Source organism: Sphingomonas fuzhouensis (genome assembly GCF_034659795.1).
GTDB classification, from domain to species: domain Bacteria; phylum Pseudomonadota; class Alphaproteobacteria; order Sphingomonadales; family Sphingomonadaceae; genus Sphingomonas; species Sphingomonas fuzhouensis.
The window spans coordinates 115,897-136,411 of record NZ_JAXSQY010000004.1 but is presented as its reverse complement, the minus strand read 5'-3'; the positions used below and the strand labels follow the sequence as shown (position 1 = coordinate 136,411).

Annotated in this window: 20 protein-coding genes; 14 read left to right on the top strand and 6 right to left on the bottom strand. The window is 67.1% G+C overall.

All coding sequences use genetic code 11. The features are described from left to right. Window positions 1-117 precede the first annotated feature (117 nt). On the top strand, window positions 118-651 hold the full coding sequence (locus U1H82_RS10625; protein ID WP_322964896.1) for a ubiquinol-cytochrome C chaperone family protein: 534 nt from the start codon (window positions 118-120) through the stop codon (window positions 649-651). Beyond that, window positions 648-1,175, top strand: a complete 528-nt coding sequence (locus U1H82_RS10620; protein ID WP_322964895.1) for a YceD family protein — start codon at window positions 648-650, stop codon at window positions 1,173-1,175. The genes U1H82_RS10625 and U1H82_RS10620 overlap by 4 nt, the downstream gene beginning before the upstream one ends. Before the next feature lie 35 nt (window positions 1,176-1,210). Here the strand turns inward: U1H82_RS10620 and U1H82_RS10615 are convergent, their stop codons facing one another. Both U1H82_RS10615 and U1H82_RS10610 read right to left on the bottom strand, forming a co-directional pair. Further along, entirely contained in the window at window positions 1,211-1,744 is a 534-nt protein-coding gene (locus tag U1H82_RS10615) for a SixA phosphatase family protein (protein ID WP_322964894.1), read from the bottom strand. After that, window positions 1,741-4,476: an ATP-dependent DNA helicase gene (locus U1H82_RS10610; RefSeq protein WP_322964893.1), complete on the bottom strand. Its 2,736-nt coding sequence runs from the start codon at window positions 4,474-4,476 to the stop codon at window positions 1,741-1,743. Before U1H82_RS10610 ends, U1H82_RS10615 begins: the two co-directional genes overlap by 4 nt. A 218-nt stretch (window positions 4,477-4,694) precedes the next feature. On the opposite strand from U1H82_RS10610, the gene U1H82_RS10605 reads away from it, so the two are divergent. Continuing rightward, the gene (locus U1H82_RS10605) at window positions 4,695-6,269 is read left to right on the top strand and encodes a lysine--tRNA ligase (protein ID WP_322964892.1); all 1,575 of its coding nucleotides are present in this window, start codon (window positions 4,695-4,697) and stop codon (window positions 6,267-6,269) included. Between the two features lie 111 nt (window positions 6,270-6,380). Here the strand turns inward: U1H82_RS10605 and U1H82_RS10600 are convergent, their stop codons facing one another. Then, entirely contained in the window at window positions 6,381-7,082 is a 702-nt protein-coding gene (locus tag U1H82_RS10600) for a dienelactone hydrolase family protein (protein ID WP_322964891.1), read from the bottom strand. Between the two features lie 69 nt (window positions 7,083-7,151). On the opposite strand from U1H82_RS10600, the gene U1H82_RS10595 reads away from it, so the two are divergent. The 6 genes from U1H82_RS10595 to U1H82_RS10570 all read left to right on the top strand — a co-directional run bounded on the left by U1H82_RS10595 (window position 7,152) and on the right by U1H82_RS10570 (window position 12,896). After that, window positions 7,152-7,376, top strand: a complete 225-nt coding sequence (locus U1H82_RS10595) for a DUF6489 family protein (RefSeq protein ID WP_322964890.1) — start codon at window positions 7,152-7,154, stop codon at window positions 7,374-7,376. A 7-nt stretch (window positions 7,377-7,383) separates the two neighbouring features. Beyond that, the gene (gene mnmE, locus U1H82_RS10590) at window positions 7,384-8,670 is read left to right on the top strand and encodes a tRNA uridine-5-carboxymethylaminomethyl(34) synthesis GTPase MnmE (RefSeq protein WP_322964889.1); all 1,287 of its coding nucleotides are present in this window, start codon (window positions 7,384-7,386) and stop codon (window positions 8,668-8,670) included. Between the two features lie 68 nt (window positions 8,671-8,738). Next, complete coding sequence (mnmG, locus tag U1H82_RS10585; RefSeq protein ID WP_322964888.1) at window positions 8,739-10,574, top strand: tRNA uridine-5-carboxymethylaminomethyl(34) synthesis enzyme MnmG; 1,836 nt, start codon at window positions 8,739-8,741, stop codon at window positions 10,572-10,574. Beyond that, a complete protein-coding gene (rsmG, locus tag U1H82_RS10580; protein ID WP_322964887.1) occupies window positions 10,571-11,185 on the top strand; it encodes a 16S rRNA (guanine(527)-N(7))-methyltransferase RsmG in 615 nt (204 codons plus the stop codon). The genes mnmG and rsmG overlap by 4 nt, the downstream gene beginning before the upstream one ends. Next, entirely contained in the window at window positions 11,182-11,973 is a 792-nt protein-coding gene (locus tag U1H82_RS10575) for a ParA family protein (RefSeq protein WP_322964886.1), read from the top strand. Before rsmG ends, U1H82_RS10575 begins: the two co-directional genes overlap by 4 nt. Then, complete coding sequence (locus U1H82_RS10570; protein ID WP_322964885.1) at window positions 11,970-12,896, top strand: ParB/RepB/Spo0J family partition protein; 927 nt, start codon at window positions 11,970-11,972, stop codon at window positions 12,894-12,896. Before U1H82_RS10575 ends, U1H82_RS10570 begins: the two co-directional genes overlap by 4 nt. A 193-nt stretch (window positions 12,897-13,089) precedes the next feature. On the opposite strand, the gene U1H82_RS10565 is transcribed toward U1H82_RS10570, so the two are convergent. Both U1H82_RS10565 and U1H82_RS10560 read right to left on the bottom strand, forming a co-directional pair. Then, window positions 13,090-13,758: an HAD family hydrolase gene (locus tag U1H82_RS10565; RefSeq protein ID WP_322964884.1), complete on the bottom strand. Its 669-nt coding sequence runs from the start codon at window positions 13,756-13,758 to the stop codon at window positions 13,090-13,092. Continuing rightward, a complete protein-coding gene (locus U1H82_RS10560) occupies window positions 13,755-14,414 on the bottom strand; it encodes a YggS family pyridoxal phosphate-dependent enzyme (protein ID WP_322964883.1) in 660 nt (219 codons plus the stop codon). Before U1H82_RS10560 ends, U1H82_RS10565 begins: the two co-directional genes overlap by 4 nt. A 22-nt stretch (window positions 14,415-14,436) precedes the next feature. On the opposite strand from U1H82_RS10560, the gene U1H82_RS10555 reads away from it, so the two are divergent. After that, complete coding sequence (locus tag U1H82_RS10555) at window positions 14,437-14,940, top strand: thiamine phosphate synthase (protein ID WP_322964882.1); 504 nt, start codon at window positions 14,437-14,439, stop codon at window positions 14,938-14,940. A 90-nt stretch (window positions 14,941-15,030) separates the two neighbouring features. On the opposite strand, the gene U1H82_RS10550 is transcribed toward U1H82_RS10555, so the two are convergent. Then, window positions 15,031-15,741, bottom strand: coding sequence for a porin family protein (locus tag U1H82_RS10550; protein WP_322964881.1), 711 nt, complete (start codon window positions 15,739-15,741; stop codon window positions 15,031-15,033). A 219-nt stretch (window positions 15,742-15,960) separates the two neighbouring features. Between U1H82_RS10550 and U1H82_RS10545 the strand changes: the two genes are divergently transcribed. The 4 genes from U1H82_RS10545 to holA are packed head-to-tail and all read left to right on the top strand — an operon-like array spanning window position 15,961 to window position 20,464. Then, window positions 15,961-16,395, top strand: coding sequence for a DUF3576 domain-containing protein (locus U1H82_RS10545; RefSeq protein WP_056439008.1), 435 nt, complete (start codon window positions 15,961-15,963; stop codon window positions 16,393-16,395). Window positions 16,396-16,407: 12 nt separating this feature from the next. Beyond that, entirely contained in the window at window positions 16,408-18,909 is a 2,502-nt protein-coding gene (gene leuS, locus U1H82_RS10540) for a leucine--tRNA ligase (RefSeq protein ID WP_322964880.1), read from the top strand. Beyond that, window positions 18,906-19,448 (top strand): LPS assembly lipoprotein LptE, encoded by a 543-nt coding sequence (lptE, locus tag U1H82_RS10535; protein WP_322964879.1) that lies wholly within the window; start codon window positions 18,906-18,908, stop codon window positions 19,446-19,448. Before leuS ends, lptE begins: the two co-directional genes overlap by 4 nt. Beyond that, entirely contained in the window at window positions 19,445-20,464 is a 1,020-nt protein-coding gene (holA, locus tag U1H82_RS10530) for a DNA polymerase III subunit delta (RefSeq protein ID WP_322964878.1), read from the top strand. Before lptE ends, holA begins: the two co-directional genes overlap by 4 nt. Window positions 20,465-20,515 lie beyond the last annotated feature (51 nt).

Here is a 20,515-nt window from a genome sequence, read left to right as displayed (position 1 = left end):
CTACGCGGGGTCAGCACTGGCGATCGATCCGCTCGACCGTCGCCCCCTCGATATGCCAAGGGAAGGGCGCGCACAAGCATGGCGCGGTGATGATCGTGCACACAAAGGGAGGGGCGGGTGGCCTCAGGCTGGCTCAAGCGGACAATCGCGCGGTATTTCGGGCGTGACGGCGATGCGGCGTTGCCGTTGTACAACGCCGTGGTGCTGCGCGCGCGCGAACCGCACTGGTATCTGGACGGCGCGGTGCCCGATACGGTCGATGGCCGGTTCGACATGATCGCCGCCGTCCTGTCATTGGTCCTGCTCCGCCTGGAGGCCGAGCCCGAGGGGGCGGCGATGGCGGCGCGGCTGACCGAGCGTTTCGTCACCGACATGGATGGGCAACTGCGCGAACTCGGCATCGGCGACATCGTGGTCGGCAAGCATATCGGCCGGATGATGGCGATGCTGGGTGGCCGCCTGACCGCCTATCGCGAAGGGCTGGCGGGGGAGGGGGCGGTGATGGATGCCGCTCTGGTCCGCAACCTCTATCGGGGCGAGGCGCCTGCCGATCCACAGGCGGTTGCCCATGTTCGGAAGGCGCTTCGCACCCTACATGAGCAACTGGCGGCCGTTTCGCTCGCTCGCCTCACCCTTGGAGAATTGCCGTGAACCCCGAATGGAGCCGCCCCGAAAAGATCGATACGATCGGCGAGCGTGAAAAGCCGGTGTCGATCGACACCACGCCCGACGAACGCCGCGCTTTGGCCGGGCGGTTCGGGCTGTTGTCGGTGGATAGGCTGTCCGCCGATCTGGTCGTGCGGCGCGATGCGGCGGGCATCCTCGTCACCGGCTCGGTGCGCGGCGCGGTGGTGCAGCCCTGTTCGGTGACGGGCGACCCGGTGCCCGCCAAGGTCGACGAGCCGGTGGCACTGCGCTTCGTCGAACCGTCGGGCCACGGCGCGGACGAGGAGATCGAGCTGTCCGAGGATTCGCTCGACACGATCGAGATCGAAGGCGGCACGATCGATCTGGGCGAAGCGGCGGCCGAAACCATGGCGCTGTCGCTCGATCCCTTCCCACGCAGCCCCGATGCGGCCGCGACGCTGAAGGAAGCGGGCGTCATCAGCGAGGATGAAGCCGGGCCGTTCGGTGCGCTGTCGGGGCTGAAGGCCATGCTCGAAGGGAAGAAGTGAGCATGGCGTCCCGATTTTTGTCCGGGAAGGGATAGTCAGGGCGTATCCGGCCCCAGCGTCGGGTCCAGGTCGCGGGGCCGGATGAAGGCCACCAGCGTCGCGCTATGCGCCCGCGCCTCGGCCCAGCGATCGATCGGCAAGGTCATCTGCGCCACCGTCGCGGTCGGATATTTATCCTCCACCCGCTCGCGCAATTCGCCGTCCAGCGTCAGATCGAGGACCAGATCCTCCAGCCCCGGATTATGCCCGACCATCAGCACATGGTCCGCCGCGTCGGGCAGGGCCTGCACCAGATCGAGCAGGCTGGCGGCGGAGGCAAGGTAGAGCGTTCGGTCCCAGACCGGCTCCAGCGTGCGGCCATAACCGCTCCACACCTCGTCCAGCGTCTCGATCACACGGACGGCGGGCGAGGCGAGGATATGGTCGAATTCCAGGTTCAGCGCCTTCAGCTGCCGCCCGATCATCACCGCCGCGCGCCGCCCCTTGGCATTGAGCGGACGATCGAAATCACGGGCGACCGGATCGTCCCAGCTCGACTTGGCATGGCGAAGCAGCGTCAGCGTCTTCATCGGATCGGATTCTCCGTCGCGGCGGCTGGCAGGGTTTCGCCATTGCCATGCCCTATCGGCGCGTCGGAGGAAAGCCGCCCCGCGACCCGCGCGACCGCTTCGTCCAGCGTGACGCGCGAAATCGAGACACCCGTCGGAAAGGCGTCGAGCAGCCGCGACGGCATGGCGGCGGACAGCAGGACGAACGCGCCGCGATCGTCGGCGCGTCGGATCAGCCGCCCAAACGCCTGCGCCAGCCGCGCGCGCACGATCCGGTCGTCATAGGCACTGCCGCCCCCCGCCAGCTTGCGCGCGGCGTGCAGCACGGTCGGCTTGGGCCAGGGCACACCCTCCATCACGACCAGCCGTAGCGAGGAGCCGGGCACGTCCACCCCGTCGCGAAGCGCATCGGTGCCGAGCAGCGAGGCGGACGGATCGTCGCGGAAGATATCCACCAGCGTCCCCGTATCGATCGGATCGACATGCTGGGCGTGCAGCGCCAGTCCATCGCGCGCCAGCCGGTCGGCGATCCGGCCATGCACGCCGCGCAACCGCCGGATCGCGGTGAACAGCCCCAGCGTCCCGCCCTTGGCCGCCGCGATCAGACGCGCATAGGCATTGGCGAGCTGGGGGATATCGCCGCGCTTCACATCGGTGACGATCAGCACCTCGGCGCGCTCCGGATAATCGAACGGGCTTTCCGCCACGAAATGGGCGGGGCCGCGCGTCAGATGCGGCGCGCCGGTCCGCGCCTCGGCGACGTCCCAGTCGCCCCCGGCACGCAAGGTGGCCGAGGTGACGATGGCACCATGGGCAGGCTTCAGCACGATCTCGGCAAAGGGGCGGGTCGGGTCGAGCCAGTGGCGATGCAAGCCAATGTCATATTCGCGTCCCTCGACCCGGTCGACCGCCAGCCAGTCGACAAAATCGGGATCGACCGGCCCGCCGATCCGGGCGAGCAGCGACAGCCACGCCGCCACCGTCTCTGCCCGCCAGTTGAGCGAGGCGATCGCCCCCTCCACCCGCGCGCGCGCCTGACCGTCGAGCCAGTCGGGCGCTTCCTGCAACACCGCCTCCAGCCGCTGACCCAGTGTCACCAGCGGTCGCAGCAGCGCGTCGAGCGCATGGGCGGCGGGACCGGCGGCCTCGATCAGTGCGGGGGAGGGATCGGCGAGTTCGGTCTCCAGGCCATAGCCTGCATCGCCGGTCTGCTCGGCACGCGCAAAGGCCAGACCGCGCACCGCCGCCAACAACGTCTCGATCGGGCCGAAGGGCTGGCCTTCCGCCAATCGACCCAGCCAGCCTTCGCTCGCCAAGGCGTGCGCGGCCTGCACCGCATCGCCGATCGCGCGGTTGCCGCCCTCGTCATAGCTGGCGACATCGGACAGCCGCGCAGCCAGCCCCCGGCGGCGTCCGCGCGACCCGGCCTCGGGACCGAGAATCCAGCGGCGCAACTCGATCGTCTCCGATCCGGTCAGCGCAGTGGCGAACATCGAGTCCGCCGCGTCGAACAGGTGATGCCCCTCGTCGAAGACGTACCGTGTCGGTCGCGTCTGCGTCTCCCGCCCGCGTGCGGCGTTGACCATGACCAGTGCGTGATTGGCGATGACGATATCGGCCTGCACCGAGGCGCGCGCCGCCCGCTCGATGAAGCATTTCCGATAATGCGGGCAACCCGCATAGACGCACTCGCCACGCCGATCGGTCAGCGCGGCCGAACCGTTGCGGCGAAAGAGCGTTGTCAGCCAGCCGGGCAGGTCGCCACCGACCATATCGCCGTCGCTGCTATAGGCCGCCCAGCGCGCGACCAGTTGCGCCAGCACCGCCGCGCGTCCCGCGAACCCGCCTTGCAGCGCATCCTCCAGATTGAGCAGGCATAGATAATTCTCGCGCCCCTTGCGGGTGACGACGCGTTCCTTGCGCAGCACGGGGTCGGGGAAGATACGCGCGGTCTCACCGCTCAACTGGCGTTGCAGCGCCTTGGTATAGGTGGATATCCACACCGCCCCGCCCGCGCGCTCCGCCCAGAGGCTGGCGGGGGCGAGATAGCCGAGCGTCTTGCCGATGCCCGTACCCGCTTCCGCCAACACCATGTTCGGCGTGTCGCGCACCGCACGCGGCGCGAAGGCGGCGGTGACGGCGGCGGCATAGGCGCGCTGGCCGGGGCGTTCCTCCGCCCCCTCGCCGGTCAGGTGGCGCAGGCGATCCTCGGCATCGGCGGGCGGCAGGTCGATGGTGCGCGGGGCGGGGCGGGGGGCGTCCTCCTCCCATTCGGGCAGCGCGCTGAACAACCAGCGCTCGTTCCGCTCGGGCCGGGTGAGGCGCGGCCCGATCAGCGGTGCCCAGGGCCAGCGAAGCCGGGCCAGGCTTTGTGCGGCGGTCCAAGCCCCCTCACGCTCGGGCCAGGCACCATCGGGCGTGGCGAGCAAACTCTCCGTGGCTTGGAGGAGGAAGGCCGCAACCTCTGCGTCATTTTCGGGCGGCGTCAGGCCGCAGGCCCGCGCCAGGCCATGCGGTGTCGGGACCGCGAACCGGGCCGGGCGAAGGAAGGCGAAGAGCTCGAGGATGTCGAGCCCCGACAATTCGGCATAGCCCAGCCGCTGGCCGATCAGCGGCGCATTGAGCAGGATGACCGGCGTTTCCGATGCCAGCCCGATCGCCTCACCCCGCGACACCGCGCGGGTCTGTCCACCGGTGGAAATCCACACGCCGCTATGGCTGGCATGCAGGGCGGGGTGGGGAAGCGCGGTCACAAGCCAGGATATCGGGGAGCGGGAACAGGATGGCAACGGGGCTTGGCGGTTTTAATCGCCTCGCCTGGGATACGCCTAAGCTGTTCCACGTGGAACATATAGCGTTGTGGATAAGTCTGTGGATAATATGCGAGAAAAAGGCGGATGACTCGGGGATAATCCGTGGATCGTGTAAAATGCATTTGTGCATCGCGCCTCGTCTTGCCAGAGGCAAATCCATGACAGACGAACTCCGCTCCACCGCTCTCGAGTCCAAGGCCTGGCCCTATGAGGAGGCTCGCAAGCTCCTCAAACGCTATCCTGATGGCAAGCCGGGCGGTGCGCCGATCCTGTTCGAGACGGGCTATGGTCCGTCGGGCCTGCCGCATATCGGCACGTTCAACGAAGTGCTGCGCACCACCATGGTCCGCAATGCCTTCCACGCGCTGTCGGATCAGAAGACCCGGTTGATCGCCTTTTCGGACGATATGGACGGCCTGCGCAAGGTGCCGGACAATGTGCCGAACCAGGATATGCTGCGCGCGCATCTGGGCAAGCCGCTGACCCAGGTGCCCGACCCGTTCGAGAAGTTCGACAGCTTTGCCGCGCACAATAATGCGCTGCTGCGTCAGTTTCTCGACCGCTATGGCTTCGACTATGAGTTCGCCTCGTCGACGGAGTATTACACTTCGGGTCGCTTCGACGATGCGTTGCGGCTGGTGCTCAAGCATTTCCAGGGCATCCAGGATGTGATGCTCCCCACCCTGCGCGCCGAGCGTCGCGCGACCTATTCGCCGGTCCTGCCGATCAGCCCCAAGTCGGGCATCGTCCTGCAGGTGCCGGTCGAGGTGATCGACGCCGAAGCCGGTCTGATCGCGTTCGAGGACGAGGGCGAGCGGATCGTCCAGTCGGCGCTGGGCGGCCTGTCCAAGCTGCAATGGAAGGTCGACTGGGCGATGCGCTGGGTCGCGCTGGGCGTGGATTATGAGATGGCGGGCAAGGACCTGATCGACTCGGTCACCCAGTCGTCCAAGATCGCGCGCGTGCTGGGCGGCCGTCCGCCTGAAGGCTTTAACTATGAGATGTTCCTCGACGAGCATGGCGAGAAAATCTCCAAGTCCAAGGGCAATGGCCTAAGCCTCGACCAGTGGCTGACCTATGGGCCGGAGGAGAGCCTGGCCTTTTTCGCCTATCGCGAGCCGAAGAAAGCCAAGCAGCTGCACATGGGCGTCATCCCGCGTGCGGTGGATGAATATTGGCAGTTCCGCGCGAACTATCCCAACCAGTCGCTCAAGGAGCAGCTGGGCAATCCGGTGCACCATATCCATGACGGCAAGCTGCCCGAAGGCGAGCTGCCGGTGACGTTCGGGCTGTTGCTCAACCTGGTCGGCGTGATGGGCGAGGCGACCAAGGAGCAGGTCTGGGGCTATCTCGCCAACTATGTGCCGGAAGCCTCGGCCGAGAAATACCCCGAACTCGACCGGCTGATCGACCATGCGCTGGCCTATGCCCGCGATTTCGTTGCGCCAACGCTCCAGCGGCGTGCGCCCGAGCCGCATGAGGCCGAAGCCTTGCGCCAGCTCGATGCACAACTTGCCGCGCTACCGGCGGGGGCGACGGCCGAGGACATCCAGAACATCGTTTATGAGATCGGCAAGACCGACGCCTTCCCGTCGCTGCGCGACTGGTTCAAGGCGCTGTACGAAACGCTGCTGGGATCGGCGCAAGGGCCGCGCATGGGCAGCTTTATCGCGCTCTATGGCGTGGATAACAATCGCAAGCTGATCGCCGAGGCACTGGCCAAGGCGGTGTAACCAAGGCTGCCCTCACCCTTCCGGCGCTTCGCGCCTCCCTCCCTCTCCCATGGGGAGAGGGAAGGGGCCCGCCCGCCAAAGACGGGTGGGAAGGGTGAGGGTAGGTTCTACTTAGCGGAGATGCTCCGCAAAAAATGCCATGGTGCGTTCGTCTGCCAGCTTGGCCGACTCCTCAGACCGGCGTTGACCGAATTCGGTCGCGAAGCCGTGATCCTCTCCGGCATAATCGTACAGCGTGACCTTGGGATGGTCGTCCAGGCCTTCGTGCATCCGCTGCTGCGCGGCCTTGTCGACGAAATGATCCTCCTCCGGAATGTGGAGCAGCACCGGCTTGGCGATGGCGTGCTTCTCGCCGAGCAGACCGTCGATGCCGACGCCATAATAGCCGACACTGGCATCCACATCGGTCCGCGCCGCGGTCATGAAGGCCAGCCGTCCGCCCAGGCAGTAACCAACGACGCCGACCTTGAAGTCCGCGCCATGCTCGGCGCGGATCGCCTGGATCGTCGCCTCGATATCGCGAATGCCGCCGTCCTGGTCGAACTGGCCCATCAGATCGAGCGCCTGTTGCATCTCGTTGGGCACGTCGGGGTCCAGCTCGATTCCGGGGGCGATCTTGTGGAAAAGATCGGGGGCGACGGCCAGATAGCCTGCCTCGGCCAGCGTGTCGCATTTGCGGCGGATGCCCGCATTCACGCCGAAGATTTCCTGGATGACGATGATCGCGGCGGTCGGCTGACCCTCCGGTTCGGCATAATAGGCGTTGAACGAGGCCTCGCCGTTCGCTGCGGCGATGGTCTTGGTAGCGGTCATGCGGGTCTCCTGTGGTCGTCGCGACGATAACGCCTTATGCCTCAGTTGGTCGCGCGAGGAGAATGGCCTGTGAAAGTGAATGTGGAAATCGACTGCACGCCCGAAGAAGCACGCCGCGCCATGGGGCTGCCCGATCTGACGCCGATCCATGAACGCTATGTCCAGATGATGCTGGACACGATGGAGTCGGGGGTGAAGCCCGAGATGATCGAGGCGATGATGCGCAACTGGGCGCCGATGGGGGAGGCGAGCATGACCATGTGGCGCCGCATGTTCGAGGGGCAGAAGGGCTGAGCCTCGCATGACCGATACGATCTTCGCCGTCTCCAGCGGACAGCCGCCCGCCGCGATCGCGGTGATCCGGGTCAGTGGCCCGGCGGCCTTCGCGGCGGCCGAGCGGCTGGGCGGACGTCTGCCCGCGCCGCGTCGAGCGAGTTTGCGGACGCTGAAGGATGCGGACGGTGCGGTGCTGGATTCGGCGCTGCTGCTCTGCTTTCCCGGTCCGGCGACGGCGACGGGTGAGGATCTGGTCGAACTGCATTGCCATGGCGGACGCGCGGTCGTCGCGGCGGTGGAGGGGGCGCTGGCGGCCCTGCCGGGTGTCCGCCGGGCCGAGCCGGGCGAGTTCACCCGTCGTGCTTTGCTCAACGGCCGGATCGATCTCGCCGAGGCGGAGGGGCTGGCGGACCTGCTCGAAGCGCAGACCGAACGCCAGCGCCGCGCCGCGATCAGCGCGGTCGAGGGGCAGGTCAGCCAGGCGGTGCGCGGCTGGATGGACCGGCTGGCGACATTGTCCGCGATGATCGAGGCGATGCTCGATTTCGCCGAAGAGGATGACGTGCCGCTCGATGCGGCGGCGGTGGCGCGGATCAAGGGCGAGATGCACGACCTTGCCATCGCCATGCTGGAGGTGGTCGAGCGGCCGCCGGTCGATCGCCTACATGACGGCATCCGCGTCGTGCTGGCGGGACCACCGAACAGCGGCAAGTCGACCTTGCTCAACCTGCTGGTCGAGCGCGAGGCGGCGATCGTCTCGCCGATCGCGGGCACGACCCGCGACCGGATCGAGGCGAGCGTGCTGCGGGGTGGGGTCGCCTATGTGCTGACCGACACCGCCGGTCTGGCCGAGGATACCGATGATGTGATCGAGGCGATCGGCGTCACCCGCGCGCAGGAGGCGATCCTTCAGGCGGATATTTTGTTGTGGATGGCGGACACGCCACCGCCACGCGGCGACGCGATCTGGCTGCATAGCCGCGCCGATCTGGCGGGGCGGGAAAAACTGCCCGAGGGGCGGCGGCTGGCGGTGCGGCGTGATGACGGCACCAGTGTCGCCCGCGTCTGGGATGCGATTGCGGAGGCGGCCACCGTGCTGCTTCCCCGCGAAGATGCGATCGGATTCAAGCGGCATCAACAGGACCAGTGCCGTCGCGCCGCCAATGCGCTGATCGCCGCGCCGTCCGACGATATCCTGTTGGTAGCCGAGGAGTTGCGGGTTGCTCGTCAGGCCTTGGCGGAAGTGCTGGGTGTCAGCGCGACCGAGACGATGCTGGATGCACTCTTCGGACGCTTCTGCCTGGGCAAATGATTGTTCCACGTGGAACGTTGACACCGGATCGCTTTGACGCTGCCCGCCCGTTCCGGTAGGGCGGAGCCATGTTTGATGTCGTAGTGATCGGTGGCGGTCACGCGGGAACCGAGGCCGCTGCGGCGGCTGCGCGCCGGGGTGCGCGGACGGCCCTCTTGTCCTTTGATCGTCATGGCCTGGGCGCCATGTCCTGCAATCCGGCGATCGGCGGATTGGGGAAGGGCCATATCGTGCGTGAGGTCGACGCTTTTGACGGGCTGATTGCCTGCGCAGCGGACCAGGGCGCGATCCACTATCGGATGCTCAATCGCAGCAAGGGCACGGCCGTTCAGGGCCCAAGGGTCCAGGCCGATCGGCGACGCTATGCCGCGGCGATCCAGGCGATGCTGGCGGCTCAACCGAACCTGACCATCATCGAGGGGGAGGCCGAGGCGCTGGTCCTTGATGGCGACCGGGTTGAGGGTGTCCAACTGGGCGACGGTACGATCCTGTCGGCGCGGGCGGTGGTGCTGGCGACCGGGACCTTCCTTGGCGGGCGGCTGTTCCGGGGCGAGGAGCGGCATCTCGGCGGCCGGATCGGCGAGCGCGCCGCGACCCGCATGGCGGAACAGCTACGTGCGCTGGGCTTGCCCATGGCGCGGATGAAGACCGGCACACCGCCACGTCTCGACGGTCGTACCATCGACTGGGCGAAGCTGGACGAGCAGCCCAGCGATAGTGATCCCTGGACCATGTCGCCGATGACGGCGGCCCGGCCCTTGCCGCAGATCGCCTGCGCGATCACCCGGACGACCGAAGAGACTCATGCGATCATCGCGGCGGCCTTCCACCGCTCGCCGCTATTTACCGGTGCGATCGAGGCGAATGGGCCGCGCTATTGCCCGTCGATCGAGGACAAGATCAAGCGCTTCGCCGACCGCGACAGCCATCAGATCTTCCTGGAGCCGGAAGGACTGGACGACCCCTTGGTCTATCCCAACGGGCTGTCGACCTCGCTGCCGACCGATGTGCAGGAAGCGATGATCGCCTCCATGCCGGGGCTGGAGCGGGCGGTCATCACGCTGCCTGGTTATGCGGTCGAATATGACCATATCGACCCGCGCGCGCTCGATGCCCGGCTGGCGCTGGGTGCGCTGGCGGGCGTGTTCTGTGCGGGGCAGATCAACGGCACGACCGGCTATGAGGAAGCGGCGGGGCAGGGGCTGATCGCCGGGCTCAATGCCGCCGCCCATGGCTGTGACCTGTCGCCGGTGATCCTCGACCGCGCGTCGAGCTATCTCGGGGTGATGATCGACGACCTGGTCTTGCAGGGCGTGACCGAACCCTATCGCATGCTGACCGCGCGCGCAGAGTACCGCCTGTCGCTGCGGGCCGACAATGCCGAGACGCGGCTGGGCGACATGGCCGAGGCGGCAGGATGTCTGTCGCCCGCAAGGCTGGCGCATCGGCGGCGGCGGCAGGCGCAGCAGGCCGTCTTGCGGAAGCGGCTGGCAATCGTGCGGACCGCGTCCGATCTGGCACGCGCCGGGGCGGCGATCGCCCAGGATGGCGCACGACGCTCGGCCTATGAATGGCTGCGCTTCGATGGCGTCACGCTGGCGCATGTTGCCCCTGAGGCGGCCGAGGGTTGTGATCCAGCGATCGTTGCCGAGACGCTCGAGGATGCGCGCTACGCCCCCTATGTCGAGCGACAGGCCGAAGAGGTTGCACGGCTGCGGGCCGACGAACAGATTCTGTTGTCGCCCGCGATCGACTATGCCGCCATTCCCGGACTGTCGCAGGAGATGATCGACCGGCTCAGCCTGGCCCGGCCCGCCACGCTGGCGGCCGCATCGCGAATCCGTGGCATTACGCCCGCTGCGCTGTCGGCGGTCCTCCTTCACGCACGAAAGATGGCGGCATGACCGAAGAGCAAGCCCGTGACTGGGCCGTCGAGCGTTTCGGCGAAGAGGCCGCAGCGAAGATCGACTGGTTCCTGAATCTGGTCATCGTCGAGAATGACCAGCAGAATCTGATCGCGCCCTCGACCATCGCGACCATCTGGGCCCGCCATGCGCTCGACTCGTTGCAGTTGATTCCGCTCGCCGATCGCCCTGACGGGCAATGGATCGATATCGGCACCGGCGGCGGCTTTCCCGGCATGGTGGTCGCGCTGGCCTGGCCGGGCCAGGTTGCACTCGTCGAGCCGCGCAAACGCCGCGCCGACTTCCTGCGCGACTGTGCCGAGACGCTCGGCATCGCCGACCGCGTCACTGTCCATGCCTCCAAAATCGAGGCGGTGCAGCTAAAGGCCGATATTATTTCGGCGCGCGCGGTGGCCACGGTGGAAAATCTTTTGCACGCAGCCGCCCACTGCGGCAAACAGGACACGCGGTGGTTGCTCCCGCGCGGCCGCCTGGACGAGCGCGAAATCAAGACCCTCAAGCGGCAATGGCGCTTTGTGTTTCACGTGGAACATAGCATCACCTCGGCGGACTCGTCGATCGTGATCCTCGACCGAGTAGGGGCCCGATGATCTGCGTTGCTATCGCGAACCAGAAGGGCGGGGTGGGCAAGACCACCAGCGCCATCAATCTCGCCACCGCCTTGGCGGCGACGGGGCTCAATGTTCTGCTGATCGACCTCGATCCCCAGGGTAACGCCTCGACGGGGCTGGGCATTCCCAACAGCCAGCGGCTATTCTCCAGCTATCATGTCCTGCTGGGGGAGGCGCGGATCGACGATGCGGTGATCCATAGCCAGGTGCCACGTCTCGACGTCGTGCCCGCCACGGTCGATCTGTCCGGGGCCGAGCTGGAGCTGGTCGATTTCGAGAATCGGACGCACCGCCTCGACCATGCGTTGCGGCGGACCCAGGGCAATTGGGACATCGTGCTGGTCGACTGTCCGCCCTCGCTGGGGCTGCTGACGATCAACGCGATGGTGGCGTCCGACTCGCTGTTCGTGCCGCTGCAATGCGAATTCTTTGCGTTGGAGGGGCTGTCGCAGCTTTTGACCACGGTCGAGCGGATTCGGGCGCGGTTCAATCCGGGCCTTGCGATCCTGGGCGTGGCCTTGACGATGTATGACCGGCGCAACCGGCTGACCGATCAGGTGTCGGCCGATGTGCGCGCGGTTTTGGGAGGTGTGGTGTTCGATACGGTGATTCCGCGCAACGTCCGGCTGTCGGAGGCGCCCAGCCATGGCCTGCCCGCCTTGATCTATGACCATCGCTGCGTCGGCAGCCAGGCCTATATCGCGCTCGCCCGTGAGCTGATCGCGCGGCTGCCGCTCGGCACCCAGCCGGGAGCGGCGGCGGCATGAGCGGGGAAACGACGGCCAAGCGCCCGCGTCCCGGCCTGGGTCGCGGACTGGGGGCATTGCTCGGCGACATGGCGCGCGAGGCGCCGATCCGGCCGGGGGATCAGCCGACGCCGGGCGGGGTGCGCATGCTGCCTGTCGGTTCGCTGTCGCCGCATCCCGATCAGCCGCGCCGCCATTTCGAGGAAGCCGCGCTCGACGAACTCGCCGCCTCGATCGCGGCGCGCGGACTGATCCAGCCGATCGTCGTGCGCCCGCACGGCAAGGACTATCAGATCGTCGCGGGCGAGCGTCGCTGGCGGGCTGCCCAGCGCGCGCGGCTGCATGAGGTGCCGGTCGTCGTCCGGGACTTCGACGATGCCCAGACGCTCGAAGTCGCGCTGATCGAGAATATCCAGCGCCAGGACCTGAACGCGATCGAAGAGGCGCAGGCCTATCAGCGGCTGGCGGGCGAGTTCGGCCATACCCAGGAGGCGCTGGCCAAGATCGTCCACAAGTCGCGCAGCCATGTCGCCAATCTGCTGCGCCTGCTCGAACTGCCCGACACAGTGCAGGGGCAGGTGGTCAGCGGTGCCTTGTCGATGGGCCATGCCCGCGCACTGCTGGGCGCCGATGAGGTCGAGGCGCTCGCCGATCAGGTCATCGCACGGGGCCTGAGCGTTCGTGAAACCGAGAAACTGACCCGCGAGGCCAAGGGCGGTGGGCGCAAGGGTTCGGATGGGGGCGAGAAGAGCAGCTCTAAGGGATCGGGGGGGCAGGATGCGCCCGACGCCGATATCGCCGCGCTGGAAGGCCAACTCGCCGATCTGCTTGGCCTGTCGGTGCGGATCGCGCATGGCGAGAAGGGCGGTACGCTGACCCTCAGCTATTCGACGCTCGATCAGCTCGACATGGTGTGCCAGCGTCTGACCGGTGAAGGTATTTGAAAGGGGCACGCCGGTTTCCGTCGGAGACCGGCGCAGCTGACCTTTGATTTTTAGAGCGCGATGACGTCAGTTGACCCGATCCGTCACCCGCGAGCGCAGCGAAGCAATCCAGTGTCCGGGCAAGACACCCTGGATTGCTTCGCTACGCTCGCAATGACGAATCCAGCTTCGCTAGATGCTGGGGCGCGAGGGATCAGAGTCCCAGTTCGCGCCGCACATCCGCATAATCCTGCGCGATCGCCGCGACACCGATGTCGCGCAGCCGCTGGTCATGGCCGATCGCGCAGTGGGTGCCCATGCACATGCCGATAACATGCCCGCCGCTCGCCACCGCGCCGGTCGCACCGACGGGCGAGTCCTCCAGGATCGCGCAATCCGCGATGGGCACGCCGAGTTGCTCGGCCGCATAGAGATAGAGGTCAGGGGCGGGCTTGCCGCGGGTGACATGCTCGCGGCCGCTATAGATATGCTCGCCGAACAACTCGCGCAGGCCGATATGGCGCAAATGCTGGTCGATCCAGACGGTCGGGCTGGACGACACGATCGCCTTGGGGAAATCGGCGGGGAGCGACTTCACGAACGCCACCGCACCGCCGATCGCGGCAACGCCCTCGGCCATGGCGCGGACATCCTCGTCACGGCGGGCATCGTAGAAACGCTCGGGCAAGGTGTGACCGATCCGGCCCTCGATCGCCGCGATGAAGTCCTTGCCCGCCAGCCCCATATAATGGTGCATCGCCTCTTCGGGCGTATGCGGATGGCCGTTGGCGGTCAGCCATTCGGCGAGGTGGCGATTGCCCTCATATTCGCTGTCGATCAGGACGCCGTCGAAATCGAACAGCAGCGCGGCGAAGCGACTCATGCCCGTGCCCCGAACAAGGCGCTGCCGACGCGGACATGGCTGGCGCCCAGCATCGCGGCGACCTCATAATCCTCGGACATGCCCATGCTGAGCTGGGCCAGCCCCATCTCGCGCGCCATCTTGGCGAGCAGCGCGAAATAGGGGGCGGCGTCCACCCCGTGCGGCGGGATCGCCATCAACCCGATGACGGGCAGCCCGGCGGCGCGGGCCTGTTCGAGCATCGCGGGCGCCTCGGCAATGGCGCAGCCGCCCTTCTGATCCTCCTCGCCGATATTGACCTGCAGGAAGCAATCGGGGCGCCGCCCGGCCTTCGCCATCGCTTCGGCCAGCGCGGCGATCAGCGAGGGGCGGTCGACGGTGTGGATCACGTCGAACAACGCGACGGCGTCGGCGGCCTTGTTCGACTGAAGCTGGCCGATCAGATGGAGTTCGACGCCGGGATAGGCTTCGCGGAGCGCGGGCCATTTGGCGGCAGCCTCCTGCACGCGATTCTCGCCGAACACGCGGTGCCCCGCCTCCAGCAGCGGGCGGATCGTGTCGGCGTCATGGGTCTTCGACACCGCGATCAAGGTCGGGGTCGCGTGACGCCCGAGCTTTGCGGCATGCTGAAGCTGGGCGGAGACGGTGGCAAGGCGGGAAACGCTGTCGTCGGTCATGCCCCGCGCTATAGTCGCCATGATGGCCGACCGATACCCCGTGACATGGCTGATGACCGACGAGCGGCTGGGCGAGGGGCTCTGGGCGGCGTTGCGCAAGCTGCCGCCGGGATCGGGGGTGGTGTTTCGCCACCATGCGACGCCGCCGTGCGAACGGCGGGCGACTCACCGCCGGGTGTGGCGGATCGCGAAGGCGCGCCGGTTGGTGTTGCTGGTCGCAGGGGGCGGCTTGCCGGGGGACGGGGTGCACAAGTGGGGCAGGGGCCCAGGTTTGCGGAGCTGGCCCGCGCATAGCCAGGCCGAAGCGGTCGCGGGATGGAAGGCGGGGGCCGACCTGTTGTTCGTCTCGCCGGTCTTTTCGACGCGGTCGCATCCGGGGGCGCCGTCGCTGGGGGCGACACGCGCGGCGCGAATCGGGCGCGGGCTCGGATTGCCACGGATCTCCTTGGGGGGGATGAACAAGGTCCGCTTTCGCCGGTTGCGGGGGCGGTTCGACGGTTGGGCCGCGATCGATGCCTGGCGATAGGCTTACGACCCTGGGATGGAGGGGCAGAGAAGGGCAAGACCGTCATCCCAGCCGTGCCATAAAGCACCCGACTCGGCGCATAGGCCAGGTTTAGAAGCGGAAGGCCGTGCCCAGATAGACCGCCTGGCTGTTGACGCGATCGTCATCGATCCGCGCCAGACGTTCGCGATCCGAGCGATAGCGGACCCCCGCCGTCACATCGAGATTGCGAGTGAGCGAATAGGAGCCGCCCATATCCAGCGAATAGCTGGACGGCATGTCGATCATCTTGGGCGCGCCGTCGATCGGACGATCGGACGATGCCTTTACGCGGCCGGTAAAGCGATTCGCGGTATAGCTGACCGCGACATCGGCGCTTTCGCGGCTACCCGGCATACCGGCCAGATCGACCCGCGCGATATCACCCGACAGCGCGACGCGCTTCCAACCGACCGCGACGCCCAGATTATAGGAGATTGGCGCGAGGCCGACGGTCGGCGCGGTGTTGGCGGCGACTCGTTCGTCGGTGGTCCGGCTACTCCGGGCGCGTAGCGCGACGGTGACGGCCCGGTTCGCGCCACGCTGGCTTTCGGCCGGGGTGAAGCGCAGGTCGCCCGCATCGAGTCCGGCCTTGGCAAAGATCGCCGCCAGCCGCGGATCGGCGGCAGCGGGCGTGAAGCCCCCACGGCTGAGCAGGTTGAGGCCGCTCTGCTTGACGGGGCGCTTGCCTTGCTCGACCGCGCCGATGGCGGGCGCGACCATCGCCGTCGTGGCGGCAAGCGCCCCGATTGCGATTCCGATCACCACACGCCCGAACGACACGGTCCACCCCTTTTTTTGAGACCCTTTTGCAGGACTGCTCCTAACATGGAATCGGGCGTGAGCGATCCCATTGTTACGCCTGCAATCGCGAATCTTGTCCGAGTGTTGCGCAACTTCCACAGAATCGGTCGCATCGCCCATGATGTCCCGGCGCTTGCCGGGGTGGCGGGGCCCCTGTAGAGGCATAGGCAACCCTTATTCCCAGTCAGGATCATGCCGATGCTTCGCCGTTCCGCCACCGCGTTTGCGGTTATCGCCGCCCTGTCGCTTGGGGCCTGTGCCGGCAAGAAGGAGCGCCCGCAGGGCGACCTGGCCGCATCGAAGATCACCACGATCGGCGTCAATTCCTATCTGTGGCGCGCCAGCCTCGACACGCTCAGCTTCATGCCGCTGGCCGAGACCGACTCCAATGGCGGCGTCATCGTCACCGACTGGTACGTCAATCCGCAGGTTCCGACCGAGCGGATGAAGGTCACCGTCACGATCCTCGACCAGGATCTGCGCGCCGATGCGCTGCGCGTCACCGCGCTGCGTGAAGTCAATCGCGGCGGTCAGTGGGTGGAGGCGCCGGTGCAGGCGGCGACCATCCAGAAGCTGGAAGACATCATCCTCACCAAGGCGCGCGACCTGCGCCGTGCCTCGATCACGAAGTAAAAGACGAGAAGAATGGCCTCGCGTTACAATGCCCTGAAATCGGATTCGACCTGGCAGCGGATCTGGGAGGAACGGCGCACCTTTGCCGCCGACGACCACAGCACCAAGCCCCGGTCCTATGTCCTTGAGATGTTCCCCTATCCGTCGGGGCGCATCCATATGGGGCATGTCCGCAACTATACGATGGGCGACGTGCTGGCGCGCTATCGGCGGATGATCGGGCATGAGGTGCTCCACCCGATGGGCTGGGACGCGTTCGGCATGCCCGCCGAGAATGCCGCGATGGAAAAGGGCGTCCATCCGGGCGGCTGGACCCGCGACAATATCGCGACGATGAAGGCGCAGCTGAAGCGGCTGGGCTTCGCGCTCGACTGGACGCGTGAGATCGCGACCTGCGAGCCCGATTATTACGGGCATGAGCAGGCGCTGTTCCTCGACCTGTACGCAGGCGGCCTGGTCTATCGCAAGGAATCGGCGGTCAACTGGGACCCGGTCGACATGACCGTGCTGGCCAATGAGCAGGTGATCGACGGGCGCGGCTGGCGCTCGGGCGCGCTGGTCGAGAAGCGCAAGCTGAACCAGTGGTTCCTGAAGATCACCGACTTCGCCGACGAGCTGCTGGAGGGTCTGACGACGCTCGAGCATTGGCCGGACAAGGTGAAGCTGATGCAGGAAAACTGGATCGGCCGCAGCAAGGGCCTCCAGTTCCGCTTCGCGCCGCTCACGCCGTTGAGCGAGGCCATCGAAGTCTATTCGACTCGTCCCGACACGATCTTTGGAGCAAGCTTCGTCGCGATCGCTGCGGATCACCCGATCGCGCGCGAGGTAGCCCAGTGGAATCCCGATGCTGCCGCCTTTATCGAGCGTTGCAAGGCGGGCGGGACCACGGCGGCCGAGTTGGAAACCCAGGAAAAGCTGGGCTTCAACACGGGTTACGAGGTGCTGCACCCGTTCGACTCGGGTTGGACCTTGCCCGTCTATATCGCGAACTTCGTGCTGATGGATTACGGCACGGGTGCCGTCATGGGTGTGCCCGCGCATGACCAGCGCGACCTGGATTTCGCGCGCAAATACGGCCTCTCCGTCACCCGCGTCGTCGCGGACGGCGATGTCACCGCGCCGGTGTTCGAGGGCGACACCGCCTATACTGGTACCGGCCGTCTGGTGAACTCGGGGCCGCTCGACGGCATGGATGTCGAGGTCGCCAAGGCCGCCGTCATCGCCCGCGCCGAGGGCGAAGGCTGGGGCCAGGGGCAGACCGTGTACCGCCTGCGCGACTGGGGCGTCAGCCGCCAGCGTTACTGGGGCACGCCGATCCCGATCATCCACTGCGAGACTTGCGGCGCGGTGCCGGTGCCCAAGGATCAGTTGCCGGTCACGCTGCCCGAGGACGTGACCTTCGACGTTCCCGGCAACCCGCTCGACCGCCACGCGACGTGGAAGCATGTCGACTGTCCGACTTGCGGCAAGCCCGCCCGGCGCGAAACCGACACGCTCGACACCTTCGTCGATTCGTCCTGGTATTTCATCCGCTTCGCCAGCCAGCCCAAGGATCGCCCGTTCGATCCCGAGGTCGTCAAGAAGTGGCTGCCCGTCGGCCAGTATATCGGCGGCGTCGAGCATGCGATCCTGCACCTGCTCTATGCCCGCTTCTGGACGCGTGCCTTGAAGCATATCGGCCTGATCGACGTGGCGGAGCCCTTTGCGGGCCTGTTCACGCAGGGCATGGTCACGCATGAGAGCTACAAGTCCTCGGACGGCCGCTGGCTGGCGCCGGGCGAAATCCGCGACGGCATCGAGATCGCGACGGGTCAGCCGATCACCGTCGGCCGCGTCGAGAAGATGTCCAAGTCCAAGAAGAACACCGTCGATCCCGAGCCCATCGTGGATCAATATGGTGCGGACGCGGTACGCTGGTTCATGCTGTCCGACAGCCCGCCCGAGCGCGATCTGCCCTGGTCGGAATCGGGCATCGAAGGCTCGTGGCGCTTCGTCCAGCGCCTGTGGCGTCTGTTCGACGGTTCGGAAGCCGCCGAGGGCGAGGACAAGGCGCTTTCGCGGAAACTGCACCAGACCATCGCGGGCGTCGCGGCCGACATCGAGGCGCTGGCCTTCAACAAGGCGGTCGCCAAGCTGTACGAACTGGTCAACGCCATCGAAAAGGCCAAGCCGTCGGCCGCGCGCAATGAAGCCATCCGCACCACCATGCTGCTGGTCGCGCCGATGGTCCCGCACATGGCCGAGGAAGCCTGGGCGGGCATGGGGCAAGAGGGGCTGATCGCCGACGCCGCCTGGCCGGTGGTCGACGAAAGCCTGCTCGTCGAGGACGAGGTCACCGTCGCGGTGCAGGTCAACGGCAAGCTGCGCGACACGCTGACCGTCGCCAAGGGGCTGCCCAAGGACCAGTTGGAGGCGACCGCGCTGGCGTCGGACAAGATCGTCCGCGCTCTGGACGGTGCAACGCCGAAAAAGGTGATCGTGGTGCCCGACCGTCTGGTGAACATCGTCGCATGAGCCGCGCTCTTCCCCTGCCACTCTTCTGTCAAATCGCTGTCGGTCTGGCGCTGACACTGGGTCTTTCCGGCTGTGGGCTGCATCCGCTTTATGCGGGGGGCAGCTCCGGCCCGGTCGCCACCGCGCTGTCGCAGATCGAGGTCGCGCCGATTCAGGGGAAGGCGGGCTGGCTGATGGCCAATGCGCTGAACGACCGACTGGGCGGCAAGAGCGGCAATGCGCGTTACCGTCTGGACGTGAAGCTGGACGACCAGATTCGCGGGCTTGGCGTGCGGCGCGACGACTCGGTGGTGCGGGAACGGCGAATCCTGCGCGCGCGCTATCAGCTGGTCGACCAGACGAGCAATGCGGTGCTGGTCGATGCCACCGCCGGATCGGATGCCGGGATCGACGTGGTCCGGTCCGAATATGCGACCATCGCGGCGGAAAACACCGCGCTGGAGCGGCTGTCGGTGATCGTCGCGGACGAGATCGTCGCGCGGCTGGCCACCTATGCCCGGTCGCGGCCCGGCGAGGCGATGGTGCCCGCTCGGCCGTGAAGGCTAGTGCCAACCAGATTCGTCAGGCGCTGGGCCGCCCCTCCGCCGACATCCGCCTCTATCTGCTCCACGGTCCCGACGAGGCGGGGGCGAGCGAGCTGGCGCGAATCCTGGCGAATGCCATGGGGCCGGAGGCCGAGCGGATCGACCTAGATTCGGCGACGTTGAAGAGCGATCCCGCGCGCCTGACCGACGAGGCGGCGTCCATGTCGCTGTTCGGCGGGCCGCGTCATATCCGCATCGCCAGCGTCGGCGAGGAGGGGGTGGCGGCGTTCACCGCGCTGCTGGAGGCGGAGTCGGCGGGCAATCCGGTCGTCGCCATCGCGCCCACGGTTAAGACGACCGCCAAGATCGTGAAACTGGCGCTCGATTCGCCGCGCGCGATGGCGTTCGGTTGCTATGCGCCGACCGCCGCCGATGCCGAGCGGCTGGCGACGACCATCGGCGGCGAGATGGGACTGCGGCTGGCGGCGGGAGTTCCGGCGAGGCTGGTCGAGGCGGCGGCGGCCGATAGGTCGGTGATGATGCGCGAGCTGGAAAAGCTGGCGCTGTACCTCGACGCCGCGCCGGATCGTCCGCGCGAGGTGGACCATGCCGCGATGGATGCGATCGGCGCCGATCTGGGCGAGGTCGAGATGGGCGACGCGGTCGAAGCGGTGGTCGAAGGGCGCGTAAGTGATCTGGGCGGCGAGTTGGCGCTGCTCGACGAGGGCGGGGCCTCGCCCATTCCTTGGCTCCGCGCGCTGGCCCGGCGGCTGGTCGCGCTGGCCGAGATGCGCGCCGATATGGATGCGGGCGAGCCGGTCGAGGCGGTGATGAAGCGCCACCGCGTCTTCTTCCGCGACGAGGCGAAGACGGCGCGCGCGCTGCGCCGCTGGACCCCCGCCATGCTGGCCCGCGCGATGGCGCGAATCCGGGCGGCCGAGCGCGCGGTGATGGCGCCGGGCAATGCCGGAGCGGTGCTGGCCGAGTCGGAAGCGACGATCATCGCGCAAGGGATCGCGCGGCGGGGGTAACCCCATTCCTCCCCTGCAAGGGGAGGGGGACCAGCGAAGCTGGTGGAGGGG

What these genes read in the sequence shown, in the direction of transcription:
- U1H82_RS10560 (WP_322964883.1), bottom strand. Translation starts at nt 14,414, where the DNA reads ATGACCGACGACAGCGTTTCCCGCCTTGCCACCGTCTCCGCCCAGCTT.
- mnmE (WP_322964889.1), top strand. Translation starts at nt 7,384, where the DNA reads ATGACCGATACGATCTTCGCCGTCTCCAGCGGACAGCCGCCCGCCGCG.
- U1H82_RS10600 (WP_322964891.1), bottom strand. Translation starts at nt 7,082, where the DNA reads ATGACCGCTACCAAGACCATCGCCGCAGCGAACGGCGAGGCCTCGTTC.
- lptE (WP_322964879.1), top strand. Translation starts at nt 18,906, where the DNA reads ATGAGCCGCGCTCTTCCCCTGCCACTCTTCTGTCAAATCGCTGTCGGT.
- U1H82_RS10570 (WP_322964885.1), top strand. Translation starts at nt 11,970, where the DNA reads ATGAGCGGGGAAACGACGGCCAAGCGCCCGCGTCCCGGCCTGGGTCGC.
- U1H82_RS10545 (WP_056439008.1), top strand. Translation starts at nt 15,961, where the DNA reads ATGCTTCGCCGTTCCGCCACCGCGTTTGCGGTTATCGCCGCCCTGTCG.
- U1H82_RS10605 (WP_322964892.1), top strand. Translation starts at nt 4,695, where the DNA reads ATGACAGACGAACTCCGCTCCACCGCTCTCGAGTCCAAGGCCTGGCCC.
- U1H82_RS10575 (WP_322964886.1), top strand. Translation starts at nt 11,182, where the DNA reads ATGATCTGCGTTGCTATCGCGAACCAGAAGGGCGGGGTGGGCAAGACC.
- mnmG (WP_322964888.1), top strand. Translation starts at nt 8,739, where the DNA reads ATGTTTGATGTCGTAGTGATCGGTGGCGGTCACGCGGGAACCGAGGCC.
- U1H82_RS10555 (WP_322964882.1), top strand. Translation starts at nt 14,437, where the DNA reads ATGGCCGACCGATACCCCGTGACATGGCTGATGACCGACGAGCGGCTG.
- U1H82_RS10615 (WP_322964894.1), bottom strand. Translation starts at nt 1,744, where the DNA reads ATGAAGACGCTGACGCTGCTTCGCCATGCCAAGTCGAGCTGGGACGAT.
- leuS (WP_322964880.1), top strand. Translation starts at nt 16,408, where the DNA reads ATGGCCTCGCGTTACAATGCCCTGAAATCGGATTCGACCTGGCAGCGG.
- rsmG (WP_322964887.1), top strand. Translation starts at nt 10,571, where the DNA reads ATGACCGAAGAGCAAGCCCGTGACTGGGCCGTCGAGCGTTTCGGCGAA.
- U1H82_RS10565 (WP_322964884.1), bottom strand. Translation starts at nt 13,758, where the DNA reads ATGAGTCGCTTCGCCGCGCTGCTGTTCGATTTCGACGGCGTCCTGATC.